The organism is Streptomyces durocortorensis, from assembly GCF_016901035.1.
Classification (GTDB): Bacteria; Actinomycetota; Actinomycetes; order Streptomycetales; family Streptomycetaceae; genus Streptomyces; species Streptomyces durocortorensis.
On the sequence record NZ_JAFEUF010000040.1, the window covers coordinates 1 to 20795 of the forward strand.

18 protein-coding genes are annotated in these 20795 nt (G+C 72.3%); 1 reads left to right on the forward strand and 17 read right to left on the reverse strand.

What is annotated here, in order from left to right:
* The coding region (locus tag JS521_RS10990; protein WP_205082539.1) for a non-ribosomal peptide synthetase at positions 1-6093 on the reverse strand (6093 nt) is incomplete at its 3' end.
* 160 nt (positions 6094-6253) lie between these two features.
* On the opposite strand from JS521_RS10990, the gene JS521_RS10995 reads away from it, so the two are divergent.
* The gene (locus JS521_RS10995; RefSeq protein ID WP_205082540.1) at positions 6254-6841 is read left to right on the forward strand and encodes a hypothetical protein; all 588 of its coding nucleotides are present in this window, start codon (positions 6254-6256) and stop codon (positions 6839-6841) included.
* Here the strand turns inward: JS521_RS10995 and JS521_RS11000 are convergent.
* The 16 genes from JS521_RS11000 to JS521_RS11075 all read right to left on the reverse strand — a co-directional run bounded on the left by JS521_RS11000 (position 6832) and on the right by JS521_RS11075 (position 20787).
* Positions 6832-9492, reverse strand: a complete 2661-nt coding sequence (locus JS521_RS11000; RefSeq protein ID WP_205082541.1) for a non-ribosomal peptide synthetase — start codon at positions 9490-9492, stop codon at positions 6832-6834. The two genes, JS521_RS10995 and JS521_RS11000, sit on opposite strands and share 10 nt — an antisense overlap.
* Before the next feature lie 36 nt (positions 9493-9528).
* A complete protein-coding gene (locus JS521_RS11005; protein WP_205082542.1) occupies positions 9529-10380 on the reverse strand; it encodes an SDR family oxidoreductase in 852 nt (283 codons plus the stop codon).
* Positions 10377-11072, reverse strand: a complete 696-nt coding sequence (locus JS521_RS11010) for a thioesterase II family protein (protein ID WP_205082543.1) — start codon at positions 11070-11072, stop codon at positions 10377-10379. The genes JS521_RS11005 and JS521_RS11010 overlap by 4 nt, the downstream gene beginning before the upstream one ends.
* 161 nt (positions 11073-11233) lie before the next feature.
* On the reverse strand, positions 11234-11449 hold the full coding sequence (locus JS521_RS11015; RefSeq protein WP_205082544.1) for an MbtH family protein: 216 nt from the start codon (positions 11447-11449) through the stop codon (positions 11234-11236).
* A gap of 81 nt (positions 11450-11530) precedes the next feature.
* Positions 11531-12160 (reverse strand): 2-hydroxychromene-2-carboxylate isomerase, encoded by a 630-nt coding sequence (locus JS521_RS11020; protein ID WP_205082545.1) that lies wholly within the window; start codon positions 12158-12160, stop codon positions 11531-11533.
* A gap of 29 nt (positions 12161-12189) precedes the next feature.
* On the reverse strand, positions 12190-12936 hold the full coding sequence (gene fabG / locus JS521_RS11025; RefSeq protein ID WP_205082546.1) for a 3-oxoacyl-[acyl-carrier-protein] reductase: 747 nt from the start codon (positions 12934-12936) through the stop codon (positions 12190-12192).
* Between the two features lie 25 nt (positions 12937-12961).
* Positions 12962-13447, reverse strand: a complete 486-nt coding sequence (locus JS521_RS11030; RefSeq protein ID WP_205082547.1) for a 3-hydroxyacyl-ACP dehydratase FabZ family protein — start codon at positions 13445-13447, stop codon at positions 12962-12964.
* Positions 13444-13842 (reverse strand): 3-hydroxyacyl-ACP dehydratase FabZ family protein, encoded by a 399-nt coding sequence (locus tag JS521_RS11035; protein ID WP_205082548.1) that lies wholly within the window; start codon positions 13840-13842, stop codon positions 13444-13446. The genes JS521_RS11030 and JS521_RS11035 overlap by 4 nt, the downstream gene beginning before the upstream one ends.
* Positions 13842-14111 (reverse strand): acyl carrier protein, encoded by a 270-nt coding sequence (locus JS521_RS11040; RefSeq protein WP_205082549.1) that lies wholly within the window; start codon positions 14109-14111, stop codon positions 13842-13844. Before JS521_RS11040 ends, JS521_RS11035 begins: the two co-directional genes overlap by 1 nt.
* 23 nt (positions 14112-14134) lie before the next feature.
* Positions 14135-15244, reverse strand: coding sequence for a beta-ketoacyl synthase N-terminal-like domain-containing protein (locus JS521_RS11045; protein WP_205082550.1), 1110 nt, complete (start codon positions 15242-15244; stop codon positions 14135-14137).
* Between the two features lie 103 nt (positions 15245-15347).
* The gene (locus JS521_RS11050; RefSeq protein WP_205082551.1) at positions 15348-15695 is read right to left on the reverse strand and encodes a DsrE family protein; all 348 of its coding nucleotides are present in this window, start codon (positions 15693-15695) and stop codon (positions 15348-15350) included.
* On the reverse strand, positions 15692-16663 hold the full coding sequence (locus tag JS521_RS11055; protein ID WP_205082552.1) for an acyl-CoA thioesterase family protein: 972 nt from the start codon (positions 16661-16663) through the stop codon (positions 15692-15694). Before JS521_RS11055 ends, JS521_RS11050 begins: the two co-directional genes overlap by 4 nt.
* Positions 16660-17508: an alpha/beta fold hydrolase gene (locus tag JS521_RS11060; RefSeq protein WP_205082553.1), complete on the reverse strand. Its 849-nt coding sequence runs from the start codon at positions 17506-17508 to the stop codon at positions 16660-16662. The genes JS521_RS11055 and JS521_RS11060 overlap by 4 nt, the downstream gene beginning before the upstream one ends.
* Positions 17508-18377 carry a beta-ketoacyl synthase N-terminal-like domain-containing protein gene (locus JS521_RS11065; RefSeq protein ID WP_205082554.1) on the reverse strand — a complete coding sequence of 290 codons (870 nt, stop codon included), beginning with the start codon at positions 18375-18377 and terminating at the stop codon, positions 17508-17510. The genes JS521_RS11060 and JS521_RS11065 overlap by 1 nt, the downstream gene beginning before the upstream one ends.
* Positions 18374-19528, reverse strand: coding sequence for a beta-ketoacyl-[acyl-carrier-protein] synthase family protein (locus tag JS521_RS11070; RefSeq protein ID WP_205082555.1), 1155 nt, complete (start codon positions 19526-19528; stop codon positions 18374-18376). Before JS521_RS11070 ends, JS521_RS11065 begins: the two co-directional genes overlap by 4 nt.
* The gene (locus tag JS521_RS11075; protein WP_205082556.1) at positions 19525-20787 is read right to left on the reverse strand and encodes a beta-ketoacyl-[acyl-carrier-protein] synthase family protein; all 1263 of its coding nucleotides are present in this window, start codon (positions 20785-20787) and stop codon (positions 19525-19527) included. The genes JS521_RS11070 and JS521_RS11075 overlap by 4 nt, the downstream gene beginning before the upstream one ends.
* Positions 20788-20795 lie beyond the last annotated feature (8 nt).

Consider the following 20795-nt stretch of genomic DNA (forward strand, 5'->3'; position numbering starts at 1 on the left):
CGCGGCCACCGCCTCCAGCACACCCACCAAACGCCCGGCCAACCGCTCCACCGACACCCGGTCGAACAGATCCACCGCGAACTCCACCGAACCCGCCAACCCCTCCACCGACTCCGCCAACGTGAACGACAGATCGAACTTCGCCGCGTTCAGACGGACGGGGTGGTGCCGGACGTCGACTCCCGGAAGGGCGAGGTCGGCAGACGGGATGTTCTGGAGCTGGAGGGAGACCTGGAAGAGCGGGTGACGGGACAGGGAGCGCTCGGGGTCCAGGACCTCGACCAGCCGCTCGAAGGGGACGTCCTGGTTGGCGTAGGCCGCCAGGTCCGTCTCCCTAACGCGCTCCACCAGCTCCCGGAACGTCGGATCACCCGACACATCCGTACGCAGCACCAGCGTGTTGATGAAGAAGCCGACCAGGTCGTCCAGGGCCTCGTCCGTGCGGCCGGCGATCGGCGATCCGATCGGGATGTCCGCCCCCGCACCCAGCCGGTGCAGCAGGGTGGCCAGAGCCGCCTGGAGAACCATGAACAGGCTGGCACCGCTCTCGCGGGCCACCTCCGCGAGGCGGGCGTGGAGGTCGGCCGGGACGGCGAAGTCCAGCGTCTCGCCGCGGTAGCTCATCTCCGGCGGGCGCGGCCGGTCCACCGGCAACGGCAGTTCTTCCGGGAGACCCGCCAACTGACCACGCCAGTAGTCCACCTGGCGCGACAGCTCACTCACCGGGTCGCTCTCGTCGCCCAGCACCTCACGCTGCCACAACGTGTAATCCGCGTACTGCACCGGCAACGGAGCCCACACCGGCTCCACACCCTCCACCAACGCCCCATAGGCAGAGGAGAGATCGCTTGCCAGCGGGGCCAACGACCAGCCGTCACCCGCGATGTGATGCAGCACCACCAACAAGACCTGCTCGTCCGGTGCCACCGTGAACAGGTGCGCCCGCACCGGGATCTCCCGGTCCAGCTCGAACCCCCGCGCCGCCGCCGCGCTCAAGGCCTCCGGCGAGAAGGGAGCCGTCTCCAGCACCGGGTGCGCCGCCGGGTCGGCCGGGTCCAGAACCAGCTGGCGGGGGCGGCCGTCCTCGTCGGGGAAGAGGGTGCGCAGGGCTTCGTGGCGGGCCACGACGGCGGTCAGTGCTGCGGCCAGGGCGTCGGTGTCGACCCGCCCGTCGAGGTGCAGGGACAGACCCAGGTTGTAGGTGCCGCTGGGGCCCTCGAAGCGGTTCAGGAACCACATACGGCGCTGCGCGTGCGACAGCGGAACCTCCTCCGGACGCTCCCGGACCGTCAGCGCCGCACGCGCCTGCCCCGCATCACCCAGACGCTCCGCCAACGCCGCCACCGTCGGCGCCTCGAACAGAGCCCGTACCGACAGCTCCGCGCCCAGGGACGAACGGATCTGGCTGATCAGGCGGGTGGCGAGCAGGGAGTGGCCACCGAGGTCGAAGAAGCCGTCGTCGATGGAGACCGTCTCCAGTCCGAGGACGTCGGCGTACAGGCCGCACAGCACGGTCTCGCGGTGGGTGCGGGGCGCCCTGCCGGTGCTGAGGGCGGCGAAGTCGGGGGCCGGCAGTGCCTTGCGGTCCAGCTTGCCGTTGACCGTGACCGGAAGCCGCTCCAGGCTCAGGACGGCGGCGGGCACCATGTGGTCCGGCAGGGTCGCGGCGAGGTGTCCGCGGAGTTCGGCCGGGCCGGCGCCGGGGCGGGCCGGGTCGGCGGCGACGGTGTAGGCGACGATGCGGCGGTCCCCCGCCCGGTCCTCGCGGACGATCACCGCGGCCTGGGCGACGTCCTCATGGGCGAGGAGCCGGGCCTCGATCTCACCGAGTTCGATGCGGAAGCCCCGGATCTTGACCTGGTCGTCGACCCGGCCGAGGTACTCCAGTTCGCCGTCGGTGTTCCAGCGGACGAGGTCCCCGGTGCGGTACATCCGGGAGCCCGGCGCGCCGTGGGGGTCGGCGAGGAAGCGTTCGGCGGTGAGGGCGGGGCGGCCGTGGTAGCCGCGGGCGAGGCCGGAGCCGGTGAGGTAGAGCTCGCCGGGGACGCCCGGGGGCACCGGGTGCAGCCCGGCGTCGAGCACGTACACCCGGGTGTTGGTGATGGGACGCCCGATCGTGGGGGTGCCCCCGCCGGGGTGCTGGGGTGCGCTCATGGTGGCGCAGACGGTGGACTCGGTGGGGCCGTAGGCGTTGACCATCGTCCGGTCGTGGGCCCAGCGGTCCACCAGTTCGGCGGAGCAGGCCTCGCCGGCGGTGACGAGGGTCATCGTGGCGGGCAGCTGTGCGTCGCCCATCGCGGCCAGCACGACGGGGGGCAGGGTGGCGTGGGTGACGCGCTGTTCGGCGAGGAGCGTGGCGAGCGGTTCGCCGGCGGCGAGCCGGTCGGGGGACGGGACGACCAGGGCGGAGCCGTTGAGCAGGGTGCTCAGGATTTCCCACATCGACGCGTCGAAGCTGGGCGACGAGAACTGGAGGACCCGGTGGCCCGGCCCGGCCCCGAACGCGGTGCGGTGCGCGGCGGCCATGCTGGCGACGCCGGTGTGGCTGACGACGACGCCCTTGGGGCGGCCGGTGGAGCCGGAGGTGTAGATGACGTACGCCGCGTCCAGCGGGGCGAGGCCGGGCTCCTGGTGGCCCTCGGCGGGCAGATCGGCCCGGTCGAGGAGCAGGTGCTCGCATCCGGTGTCGGGCAGCGCGTCCCGGAGGGCCTCGGTGGTGATGACGAGGGCGGGGCGTGCGTCGTCCAGGATGTAGGCGATGCGCTCCGCCGGGTAGGCGGGGTCGACGGGTACGTAGGCGGCCCCGGCGGCCATCGTGGCGAGCAGGGCGACGACCGTGTCGGCGGAGCGGCCCAGTGCCACGGCCACCGAGGCTCCGCGGCGGACGCCCCGGTCGCGCAGGAGTGCGGCCAGTCGTCCGGCCCGGTCGGCGAGTTCGGCGTAGGTCAGGGTGGTGCCGCCCGCGACGAGGGCGACGGCGTCCGGAGTGGCGGCGGCCCGGGCGGTGAACAGCTCGGGTGCGGTGGCCCGGGGGACGGTCTGGGCCGTGTCGTTCCAGCCGGTGAGAATCTCGGCACGCTCGGCGTCCGTCAGCAGCTCGGCGGCGGCGATGCGGCGGTCGGGGTCGGCGGTGACGGCCTGGAAGAGCCGCAGGAAGCGCTCCCCGATGCCGGCGGCGGTGGAGTGTTCGAAGAGGTCGCGGGCGTACTCGATCCGGACGTCGACCCCGGCGGCGTCGCCGTCGGGGGTGAAGCGCTCGCCGAGCCGGAACGCGAGGTCGAACTTGGCGGTGTCGGTCTCCAGGCCTCGTGCGGTGGCCGTGATGCCCGGCAGGTCGAGTACCGGGGCCTCGTTGTCCTCCAGGGCCAGGGTGACCTGGGCCAGCGGATGGCGGGCGAGCGAACGTACCGGGTTGAGGATCTCCACGAGCCGTTCGAAGGGCACGTCCTGGTTGGCGTAGGCCGCCAGGTCCGTCTCCCGTACGCGCTCCACCAGCTGCCGAAACGTCGGATCACCCGACAGGTCGGTGCGCAGCACCAGCGTGTTCACGAAGAACCCGACCAGATCGTCCAACGCACCGTCCGTACGGCCCGCGATCACCGTCCCCACCGGAACGTCCTCACCCGCACCCAGCCGGTGCAGCACAGCCGCCAGCACCGCCTGCGCCACCATGAACACACTCGCACCGGAGTCCTGGGCGAGGTCGCGCAGCCGGGTGTGGGTCTCGGGGTCGAGCCTCAGCTCGACGGTGCCGCCGCGGTGGCTCGCGGTCTCGGGGCGCGGCCGGTCGGCGGGCAGGGCCAGCTCTTCCGGCAGGTCCGCCAGCGCGGTGCGCCAGTGCGCGATCTGCTGGGCGAGGACACTCGTCGGGTCCGTCTCGTCCCCGAGGAGGTCCTGCTGCCAGAGGGTGTAGTCGGCGTACTGCACGGGCAGCGGGGCGAGGCGGGGTTCGGCGCCGTCCAGGCGGGCGGCGTAGGCGGCGGAGAGATCGCGGGTGAAGGGGGCGACCGACCAGCCGTCACCCGCGATGTGGTGCACGACCACCAGCAGGACGTGCCGTTCGGGCGCGAGGGTGAACAGGTGGGCGCGGACCGGGATCCGGGTGGCGAGGTCGAATCCCCGCCGGGCGGCGGACAGCAGCTCGGCGCCGATCCGGTCGTCGTCGGTCTCCGTGACGATCAGCTCGGGAAGCGCCTCGCCGGCGGTGAGTACGTGCTGGTACGGGGTGCCCTCGTGCGTCGGGAAGACGGTGCGCAGGCTTTCGTGGCGGGCGACGACATCGGCGAGGGCGGCGCGCAGTGCCCCGGTGTCCGGACGGCCGGCGAGCTCCACGGTGAGGCCGTCGTTGTAGGCGGCGTCGCCGTCCTGCATCTGGTTCAGGAACCACAGCCGGTTCTGCGCCGCCGACAGCGGCAGCCGCTCGGACCGGGTGCGGGCGGTCAGGGCGGGGCGTGCTTCGGGGGTGAGGCCGAGGGCCTGGGCGAGGGTGGCGACGGTGGCGTTCTCGAAGACCGTGCGCAGGGTCGGTTCGGCGTTCAGTTCCCGCCGGATGCGGCCGACCAGCCGGGTCACGTGGAGCGAACTTCCGCCCCGCAGGAAGAAGTTGTCGTCGACGGAGGTGACGTCCTCGCCGAGCACCTCGGAGAACAGGCGGCACAGCGCCTCTTCCTGCGGGGTGCTCGGGGCGCGGTGGCCGGCGGCCGCGGCAGCCGGTTCGGTCACCGTCGCGGGGCGGGGCGCACGGTGCCGTCCGGGCAGGTCCGCGATCAGCTCGGTGTCGCGTACGAGGGTGTCGACCCGGGTGTCCGGGGTGGCGGAGCCGAGCCGTCGCAGGAAGTCGAGGAAGGTCTGCTGGTAGGCGCGCAGCGCCTCTTCCTCGTACAGGTCCGGGTTGGCGTCGAAGTCGATCTGCAGGCCCGCGCCGGTACCCCGGTCGTAGACGATGAAGGAGATGTCGTCGGCCGGGCCGATGGAGAGGCTGTGGGCCCGGGCCGGGTGGCCGCCGAAGGCGACGTCGTAGTCGAACAGCATGATGTTGGCGTGCGGTCCGACGAGCCGGCGCTCGTCGGCGAGCATGCCGAGGTCCCGGCGGAGCCCCTCGAACGGGTAGCGCTGGTGCTTCATCGCCCCGCGCATCTCGTCGGAGACCCGGCCCAGCAGCTCGCCGACGGTGGCGTCCGGCGCGACGGCCGCCCGGAGCGGCACCACGTTGGAGACCATGCCGGGGACGCTCCGGGCGGTCCGGCCCAGGCGGGTGGAGACCGGCAGGCCGAGTACCGCCTCCGGGGCGCCGGTGAGCTGGGTCAGCCACACGGCCGCGGCGGCCACGAGGGCGGGCGGCCAGGTCACCGAGGCGTCGGAGGCCAGGGCGCGCAGCCGGTCGGTCTCCCCGGCGGTGAGGTGGGCGGTGCTGCGGACCAGGGAGCGGGCCAGGGTGGGCTGTTCACCGGAGAGGCTGACGGGCTCGGGGCACTCCTTGAGCCGGTCGATCCAGTAGGCGCGGTCCTTCGCGAACCGCTCGGAGTCCTGGTAGTCGGCCTGGTACTCCGCGAGCCGTGCGAGCGGCTCGAAGGGGGTGGCGGGGATCTCCTCGCCCGCCGCCAGCGCGGAGTACACGTGAGCGGTGCGGCGGGTCACCATGTTGACGGTGAAGCCGTCGACCAGCAGGTGGTGGTAGCGGTGCAGCCAGAAGTAGCGGTCCTCGGCGAGCTTGAAGAGGGCGAAGAGGAAGAGCTGGTCGCTCTCGGGGTCCAGGGGCGTGGCGGCGTCGGCTGCCATCCAGGCCCGGGCCGCGGCCTCCGGGTCGGCTTCGGCGCTGACGTCCACCCGGTGCAGGGACCAGTCGAGGCCGTCCGCCGGCAGCAGCACGGCGGCGGGGCCGCTCTCGCCGTCGATGAAGCGCAGCCGCAGGGTCTCGGCCTCCTCGACGACGCTGCGCAGGGCCCGCTCCAGAAGTCCGGCGTCGACCGGGCCCTCGATTTCGAGGAATTCCCCGATATTGAAGATCGTGTTCTGCGGGTCCAGCTGCTGTGCGTACCAGACGCCCGACTGGGCAGCGGTCAGAGACAGAAGGGCGCCCCGAACGTCAGACACAACAACTCACCCTCAATGCAGTAATGAATACGAAACTGCTGAACACACACCGACCCGGCCATGTCTAACAGTCCCGTTTCGGCGAGGACAACGAGGACTGCAGAAAGCTGCCACGCCGTACCCGGGGACTGCCGCGGAAGCGCGTGCTAGCGTCCCCGGCATGACCGGAGACAGGAAATCAGGGACGACCCTGCTCGATCAGCACATGCCGAAATGGCATTTTCGCGAGCATCATTGGGTGGCGGTGGACGCACCGCGTGACGAAGTGCTTCGGGCAGCACAGGAGATCACCTGGCGGGAGGCGCCGGTGGCACGCTTCTTCCTGGCCTTCACCCGGAACAAGCTGCGACCCGACGGCCGCGTGCTCGACGACTTCGCGATGGGAGGCGACACCGTACTCGCCCTGGAAGATGACGAGTTGCTGTACGGAGGAATCGGTTCGCCGGCCGGCCCCGTGACCCCGGACCAGCCCATGAGCGAGGCCTTCCGTGACTACCGGGAGCCCGGCTGCACCAAGGTCGGCTTCAATATGCGCTATGCCGACGGGGTGCTGTCGACGGAGACCAGGATTCTCGCGACGGATGAGAGGACGCGGCGCAGCTTCGGCCGCTACTGGGTGGTCATCCGCATTCCGAGCGGCCTCATCAGAATAGCCTTGCTGGCCGCCGTGAAACGCCAGGTGGACGGCAGAGGAAAGTCCGCGGACCGCGCACAGCGGCGGCCCGCGGAGCATCCGGGTCAGGCCTGAGCAACCCGCACCAGTTCCACGAACCGGTCTGCCGTCGAGTTCCGATAGAAGTCCTGCGTCGCGACTCGCGGCAGGCCCTGTTCGCGCATTTCCCGCAGGATCCGGATGACCAGCAGGGAATTTCCGCCGAGTTCGAAGAAATTGTCCTTCAGGGTGACTTCGGTGTTGAGCGCGTTCCCCCACATCCGCAGAATCCGCTCGGTGAGTCCTTCGTCGGCGCCCTGGGCGGCCGGTTGCCCCGGGCCCGTCCGGGGCGCGGGCAGGCCGGCCGTGTCCACCTTGCCGTTGATGGTCAGCGGGATCCGGGGAAGTTCCGTCACCGAAGCGGGGACCATGTAGCCGGGGAGCACCCCGCGGGCGTGGCTCAGCACGTCGGCCAAGGTGGCCGGCGGGCGCAGCGTCACATAGGCGTCGATGCGGGCGGTCGCGGCGTCGCCGGGGACGTCGTGGTTGAGGACGGCCACCGCACCCGTGACGGCGGGATGGGCCAGCAGGACGTTGCGGATCTCGTCCAGTTCGATGCGGTGCCCGCGCACCTTGACCTGGCTGTCCAGTCGGCCGAGGTGGTCGAGCGCCCCGTCGGGCCGGAGCCGTCCGCGGTCCCCGCTGCGGTAGACGCGGCCACCCCCGTACGGGTCGTCGACGAAGCGTTCCGCGGTGAGTCCGGGCTGCCCGAGGTAGTGGTCGGCGACCCCGGCGCCCCCCACGCAGATCTCCCCGGGTACGCCGAGCGGCAGGAGCCTGCCACGGGGGTCGCGCACCGACAGGGTCCAGCCCGGCAGGGCGGGACCGACACGGCGGCCGCCGGCGAGCACGTCGGCGGGGGTCACCGTGTGCGCCGTGACATGGACGGTGGTCTCCGTGATGCCGAACATGTTCACGAGGCGGCAGTCCGAAGGCGAGTGCCGGGCGAACCAGGGGGCGAGCATCCTCACGTCGAGCGGCTCACCGCCGAAGACGACCAGGCGCAGGGAGAGGGCGGCGGAACGCCGCCGGTCCGCCTCGACGATCTGGGCGAACGCCGAAGGGGTCTGGTTGAGCACGGTCACGCGTTCCTCGGCGAGCAGCTCGTGGAAGAGGTCGGTGTCCCGCGTCACCCAGTAGTCGACGACGACCAGACGGCCGCCGGTCAGGAGGCAGCCCCAGATCTCCCAGACGGAGAAGTCGAAGGCGCTGGAGTGGAACAGGGTCCAGACGTCGTCCGGGCCGAGGCCGAAGTCCTCCCGGGTGGCGGCCAGGAGCGCGGCCACGTTGCGGTGCGGCACGACGACGCCCTTGGGCCGGCCGGTCGACCCGGAGGTGTAGATGACGTACGCGGTCGCCGCCGGATCCACGGAAGGTACGGGGGCGGCCGCTTCGCCCGCCAGGGAGCGCAGCTCGTCGGGGGTCACCACCCGCACCCCGTCGATGCCGGCCAGTCCGTCCGCCGCCCCGACGACGACCCCGACCCCGGCGTTCTCCACCGTGTAGCGCAGCCGTTCCCGGGGGTACCGCAGGTCCATCGGCACATAGGCGCAGCCCGCCTTGAGGACGCCGAGCAGGGTCACCACCAGGTCCGCGTCCCGTTCGAGGGCCACCCCCACCAGGCTGCCCGGCGCCACGCCCAGGGCCGCGAGTCCGGCGGCGGCCCGGTCCGAGCGCTCGTCCAGCTCGGCGTAGGTGAGTTCGCCGCCGCCGGCCGTGAGGGCCACCGCGTCGGGGCGCTCGCGGACGACGTCGGCGAAAAGACCGTGCACGGTTCGGTCCATGGCTTCGGGGCCGGTGGCGGGCGGGGTGACGCCGAGCCGCAGCACCTCCGCGCTCTCGTCCGCCGTCATCGTCTCCACGGCGTCCAGGGGCCGGTCCGGGTGATCGGCCAACTGTTGTGCCACATGGGCGACATGACCGGCCAGACGCTCCGCGACGAGCGGGGACATCTCTCCCGGGTCGTGGCGGAGCGAGGCGGTGACGCCGCCCTCCGCGTGCCGCAGTACGTGGAACTCCGCCGCCCCGGCCGGGGCCAGTCGCGGGAGCCGCCGCTCGCCCGGCCGGGCGGCTTCCAGGTGCAGGGCGATGCCCGGTCCGAGCTGCCCGCCGTCGGCGAACGCCTCGGCCGTCTCGCCGACCAACTCCCGTGCGGTCCGTGACTCGTCGAGGGGCCGGCCCGTCCCGTACCGGGAGAGCACGAGCCGGATCGCCCCGGCGACCGGGGCCGGGTCGCCGGGCAGGGGGCCCGGCAGCCGCACCTCCCCGGTACGGCCCCGGCGCCCGGGGTCGCCCAGGCCCCACTCCAGCGGTTCCGAGGGCGCCGGGCCCGGCTCCGTCGCCCCGGTGTCCCGGCCGAAGGTGAAGCGCGGCTCGTCGAAGGTGACCGAGCGGCGCGCGACCAGTACGAGGTCCGCGTCGCCGTCCGCGTACCGCAGGAGCACCGCGCGCAGCGGCGGTCCGTCGGCGTGCAGCGGCCGTTCGGACTCCGCGGCGACCCGGTCCCGGGCGGCGGGGCGGTCGGCGCCGTGGGGCAGCGTCTCCTCCCACAGCCGGAGACGGGCGGCCCACTGCGGCCACGCCCCGGCGGCTCCGGCCCGCAGCCGGCCCTCCAGTGCGGCGGCATCGACGGGGCCCGGCACGCGGACCACCAGGCTGTGGCAGGACCTGGCCTGACTTCTCGACATGGCGGAACTCCTCGGGCAGTGCGGGGTGGGGGCGGGTCAGCGGGCGCTGAAGCCGCCGTCGACGGTGAGCGTGGTGCCGGTGACCTGCCGGGAGTCGTCCCCCGCGAGCCAGAGCGCCGCGCCCGCGATGTCCCGTGGCTCCATGAGGGAGTTCATCGGCTGGGACTGGACGAAGATCTCCTCGTGCTCGTCGACGTCGACGTCGAGGGAGCGGGCGATCTCGGCGAGCATCCGGCCCTCGCTGAGCGGGTCGTCGCGCACGGAGCCGGGACACAGGGCGTTGACCCTCACCCGGAACGGCGCGTAGTCGAGGGCGGCGGCCTTGGTGAGGCCGATGAGCCCGTGCTTGGCGGCGACGTACCCGGCGAAGTGCCGGTAGCCGACGAGACCCGCGGTGGAGGCCACGTTGATGACGCTTCCGGACCGCTGCTCGACCATGGCGGGCACCACGGCCTTCATCGTCCGCCAGGCCCCGGTGAGGTCGATGCCGACCATCAGGTCCCACTCGTCCTCGGCGATCTCGTGGACGGCCTTGCCGGAAGGGGCGGCGATACCCGCGTTGTTGAGCAGCACGTCCACGCCGCCGAACCGGTCCAGGGCCTGCCGGGCCGCTTCCTCCACGTCCTCGGGCCGCCGGACGTCGGCGGCGACGGTGACGACGGCGGCGCCCTGCTCCCGGCACAGCTTCGCCGTCTGCTCCAGCTGGCCGCCGGACCCCAGCGGGTAGGGGACGCCGGCCAGGTCTCCGCAGACGTCGACGAGGACCAGGTCGGCCCCCTCCTCCGCGAACCGCACCGCACACGTCCGGCCCAGACCGCGGGCGGCGCCCGTGACGAGGGCGGTACGGCCGCGCAGCAGCGGGCGCGCCGACCGCTCCCCGGCCGTCATGACGCCAGGTCCCCGGCGACCGCTTCGAGCAGCGGCAGCGGCGAGTCGATGAGGTACATGTGGCCGCCCTCCGGTTCCACCAGACGGAAGGCTCCGGTGGTGGCGGTCCGCCACTCCACGGCCTGTTCCCGGGTGACCAGTTCGTCCCCGGTGGCGCGCAGGGAGGTGACGGGGGTGCGCAGCGGTTCGTCGGAGACGGGCTTGTAGTTCTCGTGCATCTCCACGTCGGCCCGCAGGACGGGCAGCAGGAGCTCGCGCATGTCCGGGTCGGCGAGCGCGTCGTGCTCGTATCCGGCGAACTCCTGGACCCGGGAGAGGAACGCGTCGTCGGGGAGTCCGGAGGCCCGGCGGGTCCGGCCGGTCCAGGGGCCCGGGGAGCCGCTGACGAAGAGGTGGCGCAGCTCGACGCCGGGGTCGCTCTCCAGGCGGCGGGCGATCTCGTACGCGAGCACGGCGCCCAGGCTGTGGCCGAAGAGGGACACCGGTCCGGGGCCCGCCAGATCGGCGATCCGCGGGGCGAGTGCGTCGGCCGCGTCGATCACGTCGAGGAACGGGTCCTCGATGAACAGCTCCTCACGGCCCGGGAGTTGGAGGGGCACGATGCGCGGAGCCCGGTCGGGCAGGTCTTTCCAGGCGCGGTAGAAGCCTGCGCCGCCCCCCGCGAAGGGGAGGCACACCAGTGCATGGTTCATCAGGGGCATCGCTTTCTGCAGGGTGCTGCGCGGGACGGCACAGGGGCCGCCCGGGGCGGCGTCGGTGTCACGGTCACACCGGCGGGCCCGGCCGGGCAACGGACCTTGCACATTGCTGCCATCGCCCGTCGCTCTCCGGCCCGCCGGGGCGCCGGGCGGAGTCAGGCGGCGTCCATGGCGTCGGCCAGGGACTTGGGCCGCATGTCGGTCCAGTTCTCGTTGATGTGGTCGAGGCAGGCCTGACGGCTGTCCTCGCCGTGCGCCACGGTCCAGCCCGCCGGCACCTCGGCGAAGGCCGGCCAGAGCGAGTGCTGGTTCTCCTCGTTGACCAGGACGAAGTAGCGGGCGTCGTCGTTCTCGAAGGGGTTCGTGGCCATGATGCGGTCTTCCTTCACTGTGGGTCGGTCACTGCGGGTGGTCACTGCGGTCGGTCACCGGGTGCGGTCACCGGGAGCGGGTCACGGCGATGCGGCCAGGCGGGCACGGACCGTGGTGATGAAGTCGGGCAGCCGGTCCACCCCCCAGAACTTGTCGAATCCGCTGATGAAGAAGGGCACCCCGAACACCCCGTCGCGGTGCAGGGAGGCCAGGGCGGCGAGTCCGCGCTCGCGGATCCGCGGGTCCGCGTGGGCTCCGGCGAGCGCCACCGGGTCGACACCGAGGGTCCGGCCGATGCGGGCCATGGTCCCGGGGTCGGAGATGTCCTCGCCGAGCTCCCAGCGCGCCCGGTAGGTCTCGTCGATGAACTCCCGCCCCGCACCCAGCTCGTCCGCCGCGAGATAGGCGAGGTGGGAGACCTCCCAGCGGGGTTCCGGGTCCACCGGCCACACCATGTCCAGCTTCCGGGCCCGGGCGAGCCTGCGGACGTCCTGGAGGATGTAGAGGTGCTTCTCCTTGGACATCGCCACATAGGGCAGGGTGATGCTGCTGCGGTCGAGATGCTCCTGGGCGGACGCGTCGGGTTCCCAGAACGGCAGCCACTCGACGGCGTCGGCCACGTCCGGGCAGGCATCGGTCAGGTCCCGGTAGGCCATCCAGGAATACGGGCTGCGGAAGGAGAAGTACCAGCGGGGTCCGCGTCGTGCCATCACCGCCTCCAAAGGGGTTCGTGCGGGGATCAGATGGTGATGCCGCCGTCGATCTGGAGCACGGCTCCGGTGATGTAGGCGGCGCGGTCGGAGACGAGGTAGGCGACGAGGTCGGCCACCTCCTCCGCCGTGCCCATGCGGCGCAGCGGGATCGAGGAGAGGGCTTCCTTGCGGGCCTTGTCGTTCATCGCCGCGACCATGTCCGTCTCGATGAAGCCGGGGGCGACCGAATTGACCCGGATGCCGGACCGTCCGGTCTCCTTGGCCAGGGCACGGGAGAAGCCGATGATCCCGGCCTTGGACGCCGAGTAGTTGGTCTGCGTGCCGTGTCCGTACACCCCGGCGACCGAGGAGATGTTGACGATCGCTCCGGTGCGGCGCTTCATCATGCCGAAGACGACGGACCGGCAGACGTGGTAGACCCCGTCCAGGTTGGTGTCGAGGACCTGGTTCCACTGCTCGTCCTCCATGAGGACCAGCGGGTTGTCGCGGGTGATGCCGGCGGCGGTGACGGCCGCGTCGATCTGCCCGAACTCCTCCTCGACGGCGGTGATCCAGGCGCGTACGGACGTGGCGTCGGCGACGTCGACCCGGCTGCCCGTCACCCGGACGCCCAGGTCGGCGGTCTCCTTCTCCAGGGTGCGGGCCGCCTCCTCGTCCGAGCGGTAGCAGAACGCGACATGGAATCCGTCGCGTGCCAGCGCCCGGACCGTGGCCCGGCCGATACCGCGCGAGCCGCCGGTGACGAGGGCCACGCGGTTCGTGGTTTCTGCCATGGGTGTCTCTCCGTGAGTGGGCGAATCAGAGGGTGGTGGCGGTGGGGCGCAGCGCCTCGGCGGGGCGGAACGCCATGACGATCCGGCCGACGGTCATCACCGTCTCCCCGCCCGAGCGGCAGTCGCCCTCGAACAGGACGGTGTCGTCGACGCGGCGGTCGAGCCTGACCCGGTGCTCCAGGACCTCACCGGGCAGCACGGGCCGGTGGAACTCCACCCCGGTCATCGAGCCGAAGAGCATCACCCGGCCGTCCAGCACGTCGGGGTTGGGCTCGTCCCAGGTGGCCAGCACGCCGGCCGACTGGCACCAGGACTCCACCAGGAGCGACGTCGGGTAGGCGAAGTCCTCCTCGGGCGTGTCCGGGCCGAGCTTCTCGTACCAGGGCTCGTTGCAGGTGACCGCCTTCAGCGCGGTCAGCCGCTCGCCGGGGGCGATGTCCACGACCCGGTCGACGAGCAGCATCGGGAAGCGGTGGGGCAGCCGGGCCCGGATGTCGCGCTGGCCCGTCATGCCGCCACCGCCCCGGTGGCGGGGCGGTAGCGCAGCCGTACGGTGGCGGCGTCGCCGCGTCCGGTGGCGAGCTTCGCCCGGCACTGCCAGTCGCCCGCCGGGGTCTGCTTCCAGCCCATGGCGATCTCCAGCCGGTCGCCCGGGAAGACGGGCCCGGTGAAGCGGGTGGACTCCACGGCGGCCAGGGCCCCGTCCTTGGCCCCGTCGGGCGCGGTGGCGAGGGCCGCGAGGTGCGTGCACTCGACCAGGCAGACGCCGGGGAAGATCGGGAAGCCCGGATAGTGGCCGGGCAGCACGGTCTCGGTCTCCTCGACCGTGAACCGGGCGGCGGTGTGCGACGCGTCCGGTGCGGGCAGCACCTCGATGGCGCCCGCCAGCGGGCTCGCGGCGGGCATCAGGCCGCCTGCCGTGCCGCGTCGAGCTTGCCGAGGAGCAGCTCGTAGGCGCTCTGGAGGGTGACGATGCGCTTGAGTTCGGACTCCGGGAGCTTGACCCCGTACCGCTTCTCCAGGACGACGACGACCTCCAGGGCCATGAGCGAGTCGACCTCCAGGTCGTCGACGAACGAAGCGTCGTCGGTGACCTCGGACGGTTCGACGTCCAGCACCTGCGCCACGACGGCGCGCAGTTCTTCCTTGTCCAGCACGGTGGGGGTTCCTCTCATCGACGGATGCGTGGGGCAGTGGCTCAGCGCAGGCCGAGCAGGGCGCAGCCGACGGTGCCGGTGCGGTCCACGGAGGTGATCACCCCGACCCGCCCGGGCGCGTCCCCGGGCCGGTCGGCGGCGTACGACAGCAGTGCGGCGGCCTGGAAGGCCGCGGCGGCGGCGCCCGTGTCCCCGATCAGCCCGGTGGGCGTCAGGTCGGCGTGGCCGGCCGCCCCGAGCACCTCGGCGACCGCCTCGGCCTCGGCGCGCCCCTCGGGGCCGGGCGCCCCGGACCGGGCGACGGCCGTGACGCGGTCGGCGTCGACCCCGGCGCGGCGCAGCGCGGAACGCAGGCAGGACACGAGCGCGGGCCGGACGTCGCCGTCGAGGACGACACCGAGTTCGACGGCGAGCAGTTCGGCGAGCACGGGCTGGGCGGGGTCGTCCGGGTCGCGCGGCTCGACCAGCAGCATCGCGCAGCCCTCGCCGAGCGGCTCCGCCGCGTCCTCGCCCTCGTTGCCGGAGCGGCGCTCCAGCCAGGCTCGGGCCGGGGAGAACTCCTCGGCGGCCCCGCACAGCACGGTCCGGGCCCGGCCGGAGGCGAGCAGGCGGCGCGAGTAGTTGAGGGCGTGCAGCCCCGCGGTGCGGCCGCCCGCGATGGTGGCGTTCGGGCCCTTGAGCTGGTACCAGATGGCGCTCTGGCCCGCGGCGCAGTTCATCACGGTGTTGGGGAAGCGCGCCGGGTCGACGAAGAAGGGCTGTTCGCCGGTGAGGGAGTCGCGGGTGAAGTCCATCATGGACTGGGCGCTTCCGGTGGTGGTTCCGAGAGCGAAGGCGGCGCCCTCGCCGGTGCCGACCGCCCGGTTGCGGTCGCCCTCCTCCAGGAGGGCCCCGACGGCGGTGACGGTGAGGCCGGTGACCCGGTCCATGGAACGGGTGCCCTTCTTGCCCAGGACCGTGCGGATGTCGAAGCCGGGGACCACGCACCCGGTGCCGTCGGGGGTCTCGCCGTGCTCGGGGCCGAGTCCGGCGACGGTGCCGCGCCGCTCGCGCAGTCCCTCGGCGAAGGCGGCCCGGCCGATGCCGTACGACGACACGGCCGACCATGCGGTGATCACCGGGCGTCCGGCGACCGTGGTGGGAGTGGACATGTCCGTCGTATCTCCTTGTGCTCGCGAGCTCGTTCGGCTCATGACGTCACTGCGTTGTGGATCCCCGCCGGCCCGGTGCCGGACCGGGTGGCCGTCCGGCCGCTCAGTGCCACATCACGCGGACGGCGGGGTCGAGGATCCAGCCCGCCACCACGTCCATGCCGACGACCCGCACCTCGGGTCGGAGCAGTTCCGTGTCGAGTCCCCGCTGGCCGAGCGAGAAGCCGTCCGCGGCGAGCACGCCGCCGCCCTTCTGGAAGCGGTCGAGGTCCTCGTCGCTGCCGGGCACCGCCAGCACGACGCCGTCCTGGACCAGGAAGAGCAGGACGGCCTGCCCGGTGAGAACCCGGGTTGTGGCGTCCCGGCGGAACTCCGAGTCCCGCTCCGGGCCTCCCTGGCTCTCGATGAGGAGCAGCCGGGGCGGGCCGCCGCTCTCCCAGCCTTCCGTCACGCCTTCGGGACCTTGCCGTTGATCGCGTCGACGACCCGCTGGTCGAAGTTGACCAGGCTCCAGTCGCGGCGGTTCTCGATGACGGCGTAGCCGTGCACGATCCGGCCGGTGGCCGTCTTCACGAGCTTGCCGTCCCGCAGCACGTAGAAGTCCATGCGCGAGGTGTAGGTGAAGTCCTTGAAGACCTCCTCGACGGTGTAGACCGTGTAGAGGTCCTCCTCCATCAGCGCCTCGTCGAGGATGCGGATGTCGGAGCGGGGTACGACGGGGATCCAGCGGCGGTCGTCGAGGAGGGTCTTGATGGAGATGCCGCGGTCGGCGACGAAGCGGTCCTTGCCCTCCTCCATCAGCCGCAGATAGCCGGACATCTGGAGCCGCTCGGTGAAGTGGCAGTAGGGGTAGGGGATGTTCCACTTCCAGCCGTACGCGTTGGCGCCGGCGGTGAGCGAGGCGAGGATCTCCTCCTCGGCCGGGGCGGCGGCGGGGCTCTCGCGCTCCAGGTCGTCGCCGAGGACGGCGACGGCGAACCGGGCGAGCCCGGCCGGGACCTCACCGGCCGCCTCCAGGTAGGTGTCGATCCGCAGCGAGACGCGGACCTTGGAGGTGACCGCCTTGTGGATCTCGCCGTTCCGCTCGAACTGGATGGTGACCTTGAAGCCGATGGTGGAGTCGTCGTCCTTGGTCCACGGCGTCACCTCCGCGTCGGCGATGTCGTCCATGTGGAAGGCGTGCAGGATGCGGCTGTCCAGCGAGACGATGTCGAGGCCGAGGCCGTGCTCCTCGTAGAGCGCCCGGGCGGGCAGCCCGGCCTGCCGGAAGTGGTCCAGCACGGCTTCCTCGACGAGGTAGTTGACGTGCTTGAAGCCGATCCAGGTGCAGATGTTGGAGCCCTCGTAGCGGGGGCGCACCCGGGTGGTCGTAGGAGTTTCGAGGAGAGTCTTGACGGCGGTCTCGGTCACGAGGGTCATCGCTGGGGCTCCAGGGCGTTGAGGAGGGCGTGCCCGCGCTGTGCGGCGACGCCCGTGGTGAGATGGATGAAGTCCCGTACCGCGGCGGCGAATTCCTCGGCCGCCTCGATCATCGGGAAGTGCCCGCACCCGGGCAGCACACGGCAGTCGCCGGTGGGGAGGGCGGCGGCCAGCGCCATGCCCTCCTCAGGAGGGGCGGCGAAGTCCCGCTCGCCGCACAGGACCAGGGTGGGGACGGTGATGCCGCCGGTCCGCAGGTGGGGGGTGCGCAGGTAGAGGTCGAAGAACCGGAACCAGCCGTAGGGGCCGACCCGGTCCCGCACCCGCCGTCCCATGGCCTCCTGTACGTCGGCGGGGAGCCGGCCGTCCGAATGGACCCGGATCCCCTCCTCCATGATCAGGTGGAAGTCGTTCAGGTAGTAGCTGATGGTGTCCCAGTCGAACGCGTCGGCGGAACCGCGGTAGAACGGCGAGACCAGGACGAGCGCACGGATGCCGAACTGCCGCAACGCGTCGCCGCCGCCCCGGTTCCGCTGGTCGAGCAGGTCCAGCAGCACGTTCGCCGCCATCGAGTGCGCCACCACCACGGTGGGTCCGCCCTCGACCGCCTCCAGCGCCTTGGCGAGCCAGCCCCGGAGGTTGGGCTGCTCGTCCCACTCCCCGATGGTCTCGGTACGCCAGGGCAGCCGGGCGGTCCACAGCCGGCAGTCGTCCGGCAGGAGCGGAAGCGCACGCTCCCAGACGCTGTCGTTGGCCGCCAGTCCGTGCAGCAGCAGCACCGAGGGACCGGATCCCGTGGTGCGCTGCTGCACGGACACCGGGCGGAGGTCCACGGGCGTCGTCATCACGCCGCCTCGGGGGCCATCAGCAGCAGGTCGGCCCGGGCGTCGTCGGCGGCGGCTCCGGCCACGGCGTGGACCGGGCCGCGCTCACCGGCGTCGAACCAACCGACGGCGGCGGCGCATTGAAGGACTCCGTGCGCCCCTGAGGCATGTCCGAGGTGAGCCGGGAGCTCCCAGCGGCGGCCCCGGTCGGGGCCGGGCTCCCCCGCACTCCTGCGGTACGGGCCGAGAACGGCGCGTACGGTCGCCGAGCGCTGCTCGGCCGCCGGGCGGGACTCCAGGACGAGGGCGGCGCCGCCGTCCACCGCACGGGCGCCGCCGAGAAGCCGGCGCACCACGTCGTTGTCGGGTTCGACCCCGAGGACGAGGACCCGGTCGGTCCGGCCCGCCGCGATGATCGTGGCCGCCCAGTGGACGGCGTCGAGTCCGGACGTCTGGCCGTTGCAGACCATGAGGTTGGGGCCGCGCAGGCCGTAGCGGATCGCGGCGGAGGAGGCGATGACGTTGCTGGACGCGTTGGGGAGGTCCATCGGGCTGGTGCCGGAGACGGTCTCCTCCCGCAGCGTGTCCAGGGCCCGGGCCACGGTGTCCAGATTGCCGAAGTTGGAGCTGGCGACCACGCCCACACTCTCCGGGGCGCAGGTGAGACCGTCGTCGCCGAGCAGGCCCGCGTCCCTGAGGGCGGACGCGGTGAGGCAGTAACCGAGCTGGGTGGCCCGGTCCTTGTAGCGCAGCCCCTTGCGGCCGACGTGCTCGGCGGGCTCCACGGGGGCGCCGCCCGCGGCCGGTCCCTCGGCGAGGGCCCGTACGGTGTCGGCGCCGGGCAGCAGGACTGCGGCGCCGGAGACCACCACGGTGGTGTCGGTGCTCATCTGGACCCTTCCACTATGGCGACGGCGTTGATGCCGCCGAATCCGAAGGCGTTGAGCTGGGCCACGTTCAACCGCCCGGAGCCGGCCGCCGCCTCCCCCGTGACGAAGCGGAAGGGCGCGGCCTCCTCGACCGGGTCGTCGAGACCCACGGTCGGCGGCACCCGCCCTTCGTTCAGGGCCCGGACGCCGACGATCAGGTTGATCAGGCCGGAGGCGCCCGAGGTGTGCCCGGTCATGGACTTCACCGCGGTCATCAGCGGTCCTGAGGCGCTGTCACCGAGCACGTCGGCCAGGGCCGTGGCCTCCGCCTCGTCGTTGAGGAGGGTGCCGGTGCCGTGCAGCATCACCAGGTCGACGTCGGAGGGCTTGACCCCGGCCATCCGGTGGGCGGAGCGCATCGCCTCCGCGATGCCCTCCGGGGAGGGCGCGGTGACGTGGTACGCGTCGCAGTTCACGGCGACGCCGCGCAGTCGGCCGTGCACCTGGGGGGCGTCGCGTTCGGTGCGGCGCAGCACGATCGCCGCGGCCCCGTCGCCCATCAGCACACCGGTACGGTTGCGGTCGAAGGGCCGGACACGGTCCGGTGGTTGAGGGTGCACCCGTTCCAGCAGCCCGTACATGGACTCGGTCAGGACGTCGACCCCGGCGACGATCACGGTGTCGGGGGCGTCCTCGCTCTCCTGGTGCAGCAGGTCGGAGCCGAGCGCCAGGGCGTACAGCGAGGCCGAGCAGGCGTTGGAGAAGGTGTGCGTGACGTCCGCGTTGAAACGCTCCCGCAGCCCGGTGCCGAAGTGCAGGCCGGAGTCGGCGAACGGCGAGCCGTCGCGCCACCACAGCTCCAGTGAGCGCAGCTCGCGCAGACCGGTGCCGACCAGCACCGGGATGCCGCTGAGGTCCTCGCCGAGACCGGCGTCGGCGGCGGCCTGCCCGACGGCGTCGAGCAGCAGTTCCGTGGCCCGGCCGGGTACGTCCTGTCCGGGCACCGGTCTGTTGTCGACCTCGTAGGCGTGCTGAGCCCGGAACCGGGTGCGGTCGAAGCCGCGGAGTTCGGCCCGGCCGCTGCGGCCCCGGCACAGGTTCTCGAAGAGCTCGTCGACCCCGGATCCGGTGGCGGCGACAGCCCCCATACCGATGATGGGGCTCATCGTCATGACGCCTCCTTGATCGCGTCGTACCGCCCGAGAAGGACCGCCGCGTTGTTGCCGCCGAACGCGAGGCCGTTGTTCTGCACGATCCTCAGGTCGGCCTCGACGGCCTCGTTCGGGACACAGTCGACGTCGCACTCCGGATCGGTGGTGACGTGGTTGATGGTGGGCGGGATGAAGCGGTTCTGGATGGCGAGGGCGCAGCCGATGGCGCCCAGCGCGCTGGCGGCGCCCATGGTGTGGCCGAGCATCGACTTCATCGAGACGGTGCGTGGGGGCGCGTCCCCGAAGACCTGGCGGATGGCGCCCGCCTCGGTGATGTCGTTGGCCCGGGTGCCGGTGCCGTGCGCGGAGATGAGGTCCACCTCGTGCGGCTTGACGCCGGCGTTGTCCAGGGCGAGGCGCATCAGCTCGGCGACGCTGTCCCGGTCCGGCGCGACCTGGTGGTGCGCGTCGCAGTTCAGGCCGTAGCCGAGCACCTCGGCGTAGATGGTGGCGCCGCGTTCCAGGGCGGAGTCGAGCCGCTCCAGTACGAGGACGCCCGCGCCCTCGCCGGTGAGGATGCCCTTGCGGTCCACGTCGAAGGGCTGGCAGCGGTCGGGGGCGATGGTGCCGAGCCGGTAGAAACCGGTGAACGTCTTGCGGCACATGGCGTCCGCGCCCCCGCAGAACGCGTACTCGGCCTCACCGGAGCTGACCGCGTCGAAGCCGTACCCGATGGCGTAGTTGCCGGCCGAGCAGGCCGTGGGGATGGTGAGTGCCTCCACGTCGGTGAGGCCCAGTTCCTGGGCGATGGCCACCGAGAGGCGCCCGGCGGGCACCCGACGGGCGGCCACCGGGTCGAACCGGCCTGTTCCGTCGGTCAGTTCACTCTCCACCAGCTGGTCGAGGTCGTAGCTCTCGCCGTCGGTGGTGCCGATGGAGATCAGTCCACGACGGCCGCGCAGCTCCGTCAGGTCGAGACCCGAGTCCTCCAGGGCCATCCGGGCCGCAGTCGCCGAGAACTGCGCGGCCCGGCCGAGCTGTTCCACGTCGAGCGTGCTGATCCAGTCGCGGGGGTCGAAATCGGTGATCTCGCACCCGTTCGCGTGGGCGAAGCCCTCGGTGTCGAACACCGAGATGGGCCGCGCCCCGCTGCGCCCCTCCTGGAGTCCCCGCAGGAACTCCTTGGCCCCCAGCCCGATGCTGGAGACCACACCGAGTCCGGTGAGGACGACCCGGTGCCGTACTGTTCCGGCCTGGCCGGCGCCGCGCTCTGCCGTCATGTCAACCT

What these genes read in the sequence shown, in the direction of transcription:
- JS521_RS11065 (WP_205082554.1), bottom strand. Translation starts at nt 18,377, where the DNA reads ATGAGCACCGACACCACCGTGGTGGTCTCCGGCGCCGCAGTCCTGCTG.
- JS521_RS11010 (WP_205082543.1), bottom strand. Translation starts at nt 11,072, where the DNA reads ATGAACCATGCACTGGTGTGCCTCCCCTTCGCGGGGGGCGGCGCAGGC.
- JS521_RS11070 (WP_205082555.1), bottom strand. Translation starts at nt 19,528, where the DNA reads ATGACGATGAGCCCCATCATCGGTATGGGGGCTGTCGCCGCCACCGGA.
- JS521_RS11035 (WP_205082548.1), bottom strand. Translation starts at nt 13,842, where the DNA reads ATGCCCGCCGCGAGCCCGCTGGCGGGCGCCATCGAGGTGCTGCCCGCA.
- JS521_RS11020 (WP_205082545.1), bottom strand. Translation starts at nt 12,160, where the DNA reads ATGGCACGACGCGGACCCCGCTGGTACTTCTCCTTCCGCAGCCCGTAT.
- JS521_RS11040 (WP_205082549.1), bottom strand. Translation starts at nt 14,111, where the DNA reads ATGAGAGGAACCCCCACCGTGCTGGACAAGGAAGAACTGCGCGCCGTC.
- JS521_RS11030 (WP_205082547.1), bottom strand. Translation starts at nt 13,447, where the DNA reads ATGACGGGCCAGCGCGACATCCGGGCCCGGCTGCCCCACCGCTTCCCG.
- JS521_RS11045 (WP_205082550.1), bottom strand. Translation starts at nt 15,244, where the DNA reads ATGTCCACTCCCACCACGGTCGCCGGACGCCCGGTGATCACCGCATGG.
- fabG (WP_205082546.1), bottom strand. Translation starts at nt 12,936, where the DNA reads ATGGCAGAAACCACGAACCGCGTGGCCCTCGTCACCGGCGGCTCGCGC.
- JS521_RS11075 (WP_205082556.1), bottom strand. Translation starts at nt 20,787, where the DNA reads ATGACGGCAGAGCGCGGCGCCGGCCAGGCCGGAACAGTACGGCACCGG.
- JS521_RS11000 (WP_205082541.1), bottom strand. Translation starts at nt 9,492, where the DNA reads ATGTCGAGAAGTCAGGCCAGGTCCTGCCACAGCCTGGTGGTCCGCGTG.
- JS521_RS10995 (WP_205082540.1), top strand. Translation starts at nt 6,254, where the DNA reads ATGACCGGAGACAGGAAATCAGGGACGACCCTGCTCGATCAGCACATG.
- JS521_RS11015 (WP_205082544.1), bottom strand. Translation starts at nt 11,449, where the DNA reads ATGGCCACGAACCCCTTCGAGAACGACGACGCCCGCTACTTCGTCCTG.
- JS521_RS11005 (WP_205082542.1), bottom strand. Translation starts at nt 10,380, where the DNA reads ATGACGGCCGGGGAGCGGTCGGCGCGCCCGCTGCTGCGCGGCCGTACC.
- JS521_RS11055 (WP_205082552.1), bottom strand. Translation starts at nt 16,663, where the DNA reads ATGACCCTCGTGACCGAGACCGCCGTCAAGACTCTCCTCGAAACTCCT.
- JS521_RS11060 (WP_205082553.1), bottom strand. Translation starts at nt 17,508, where the DNA reads ATGACGACGCCCGTGGACCTCCGCCCGGTGTCCGTGCAGCAGCGCACC.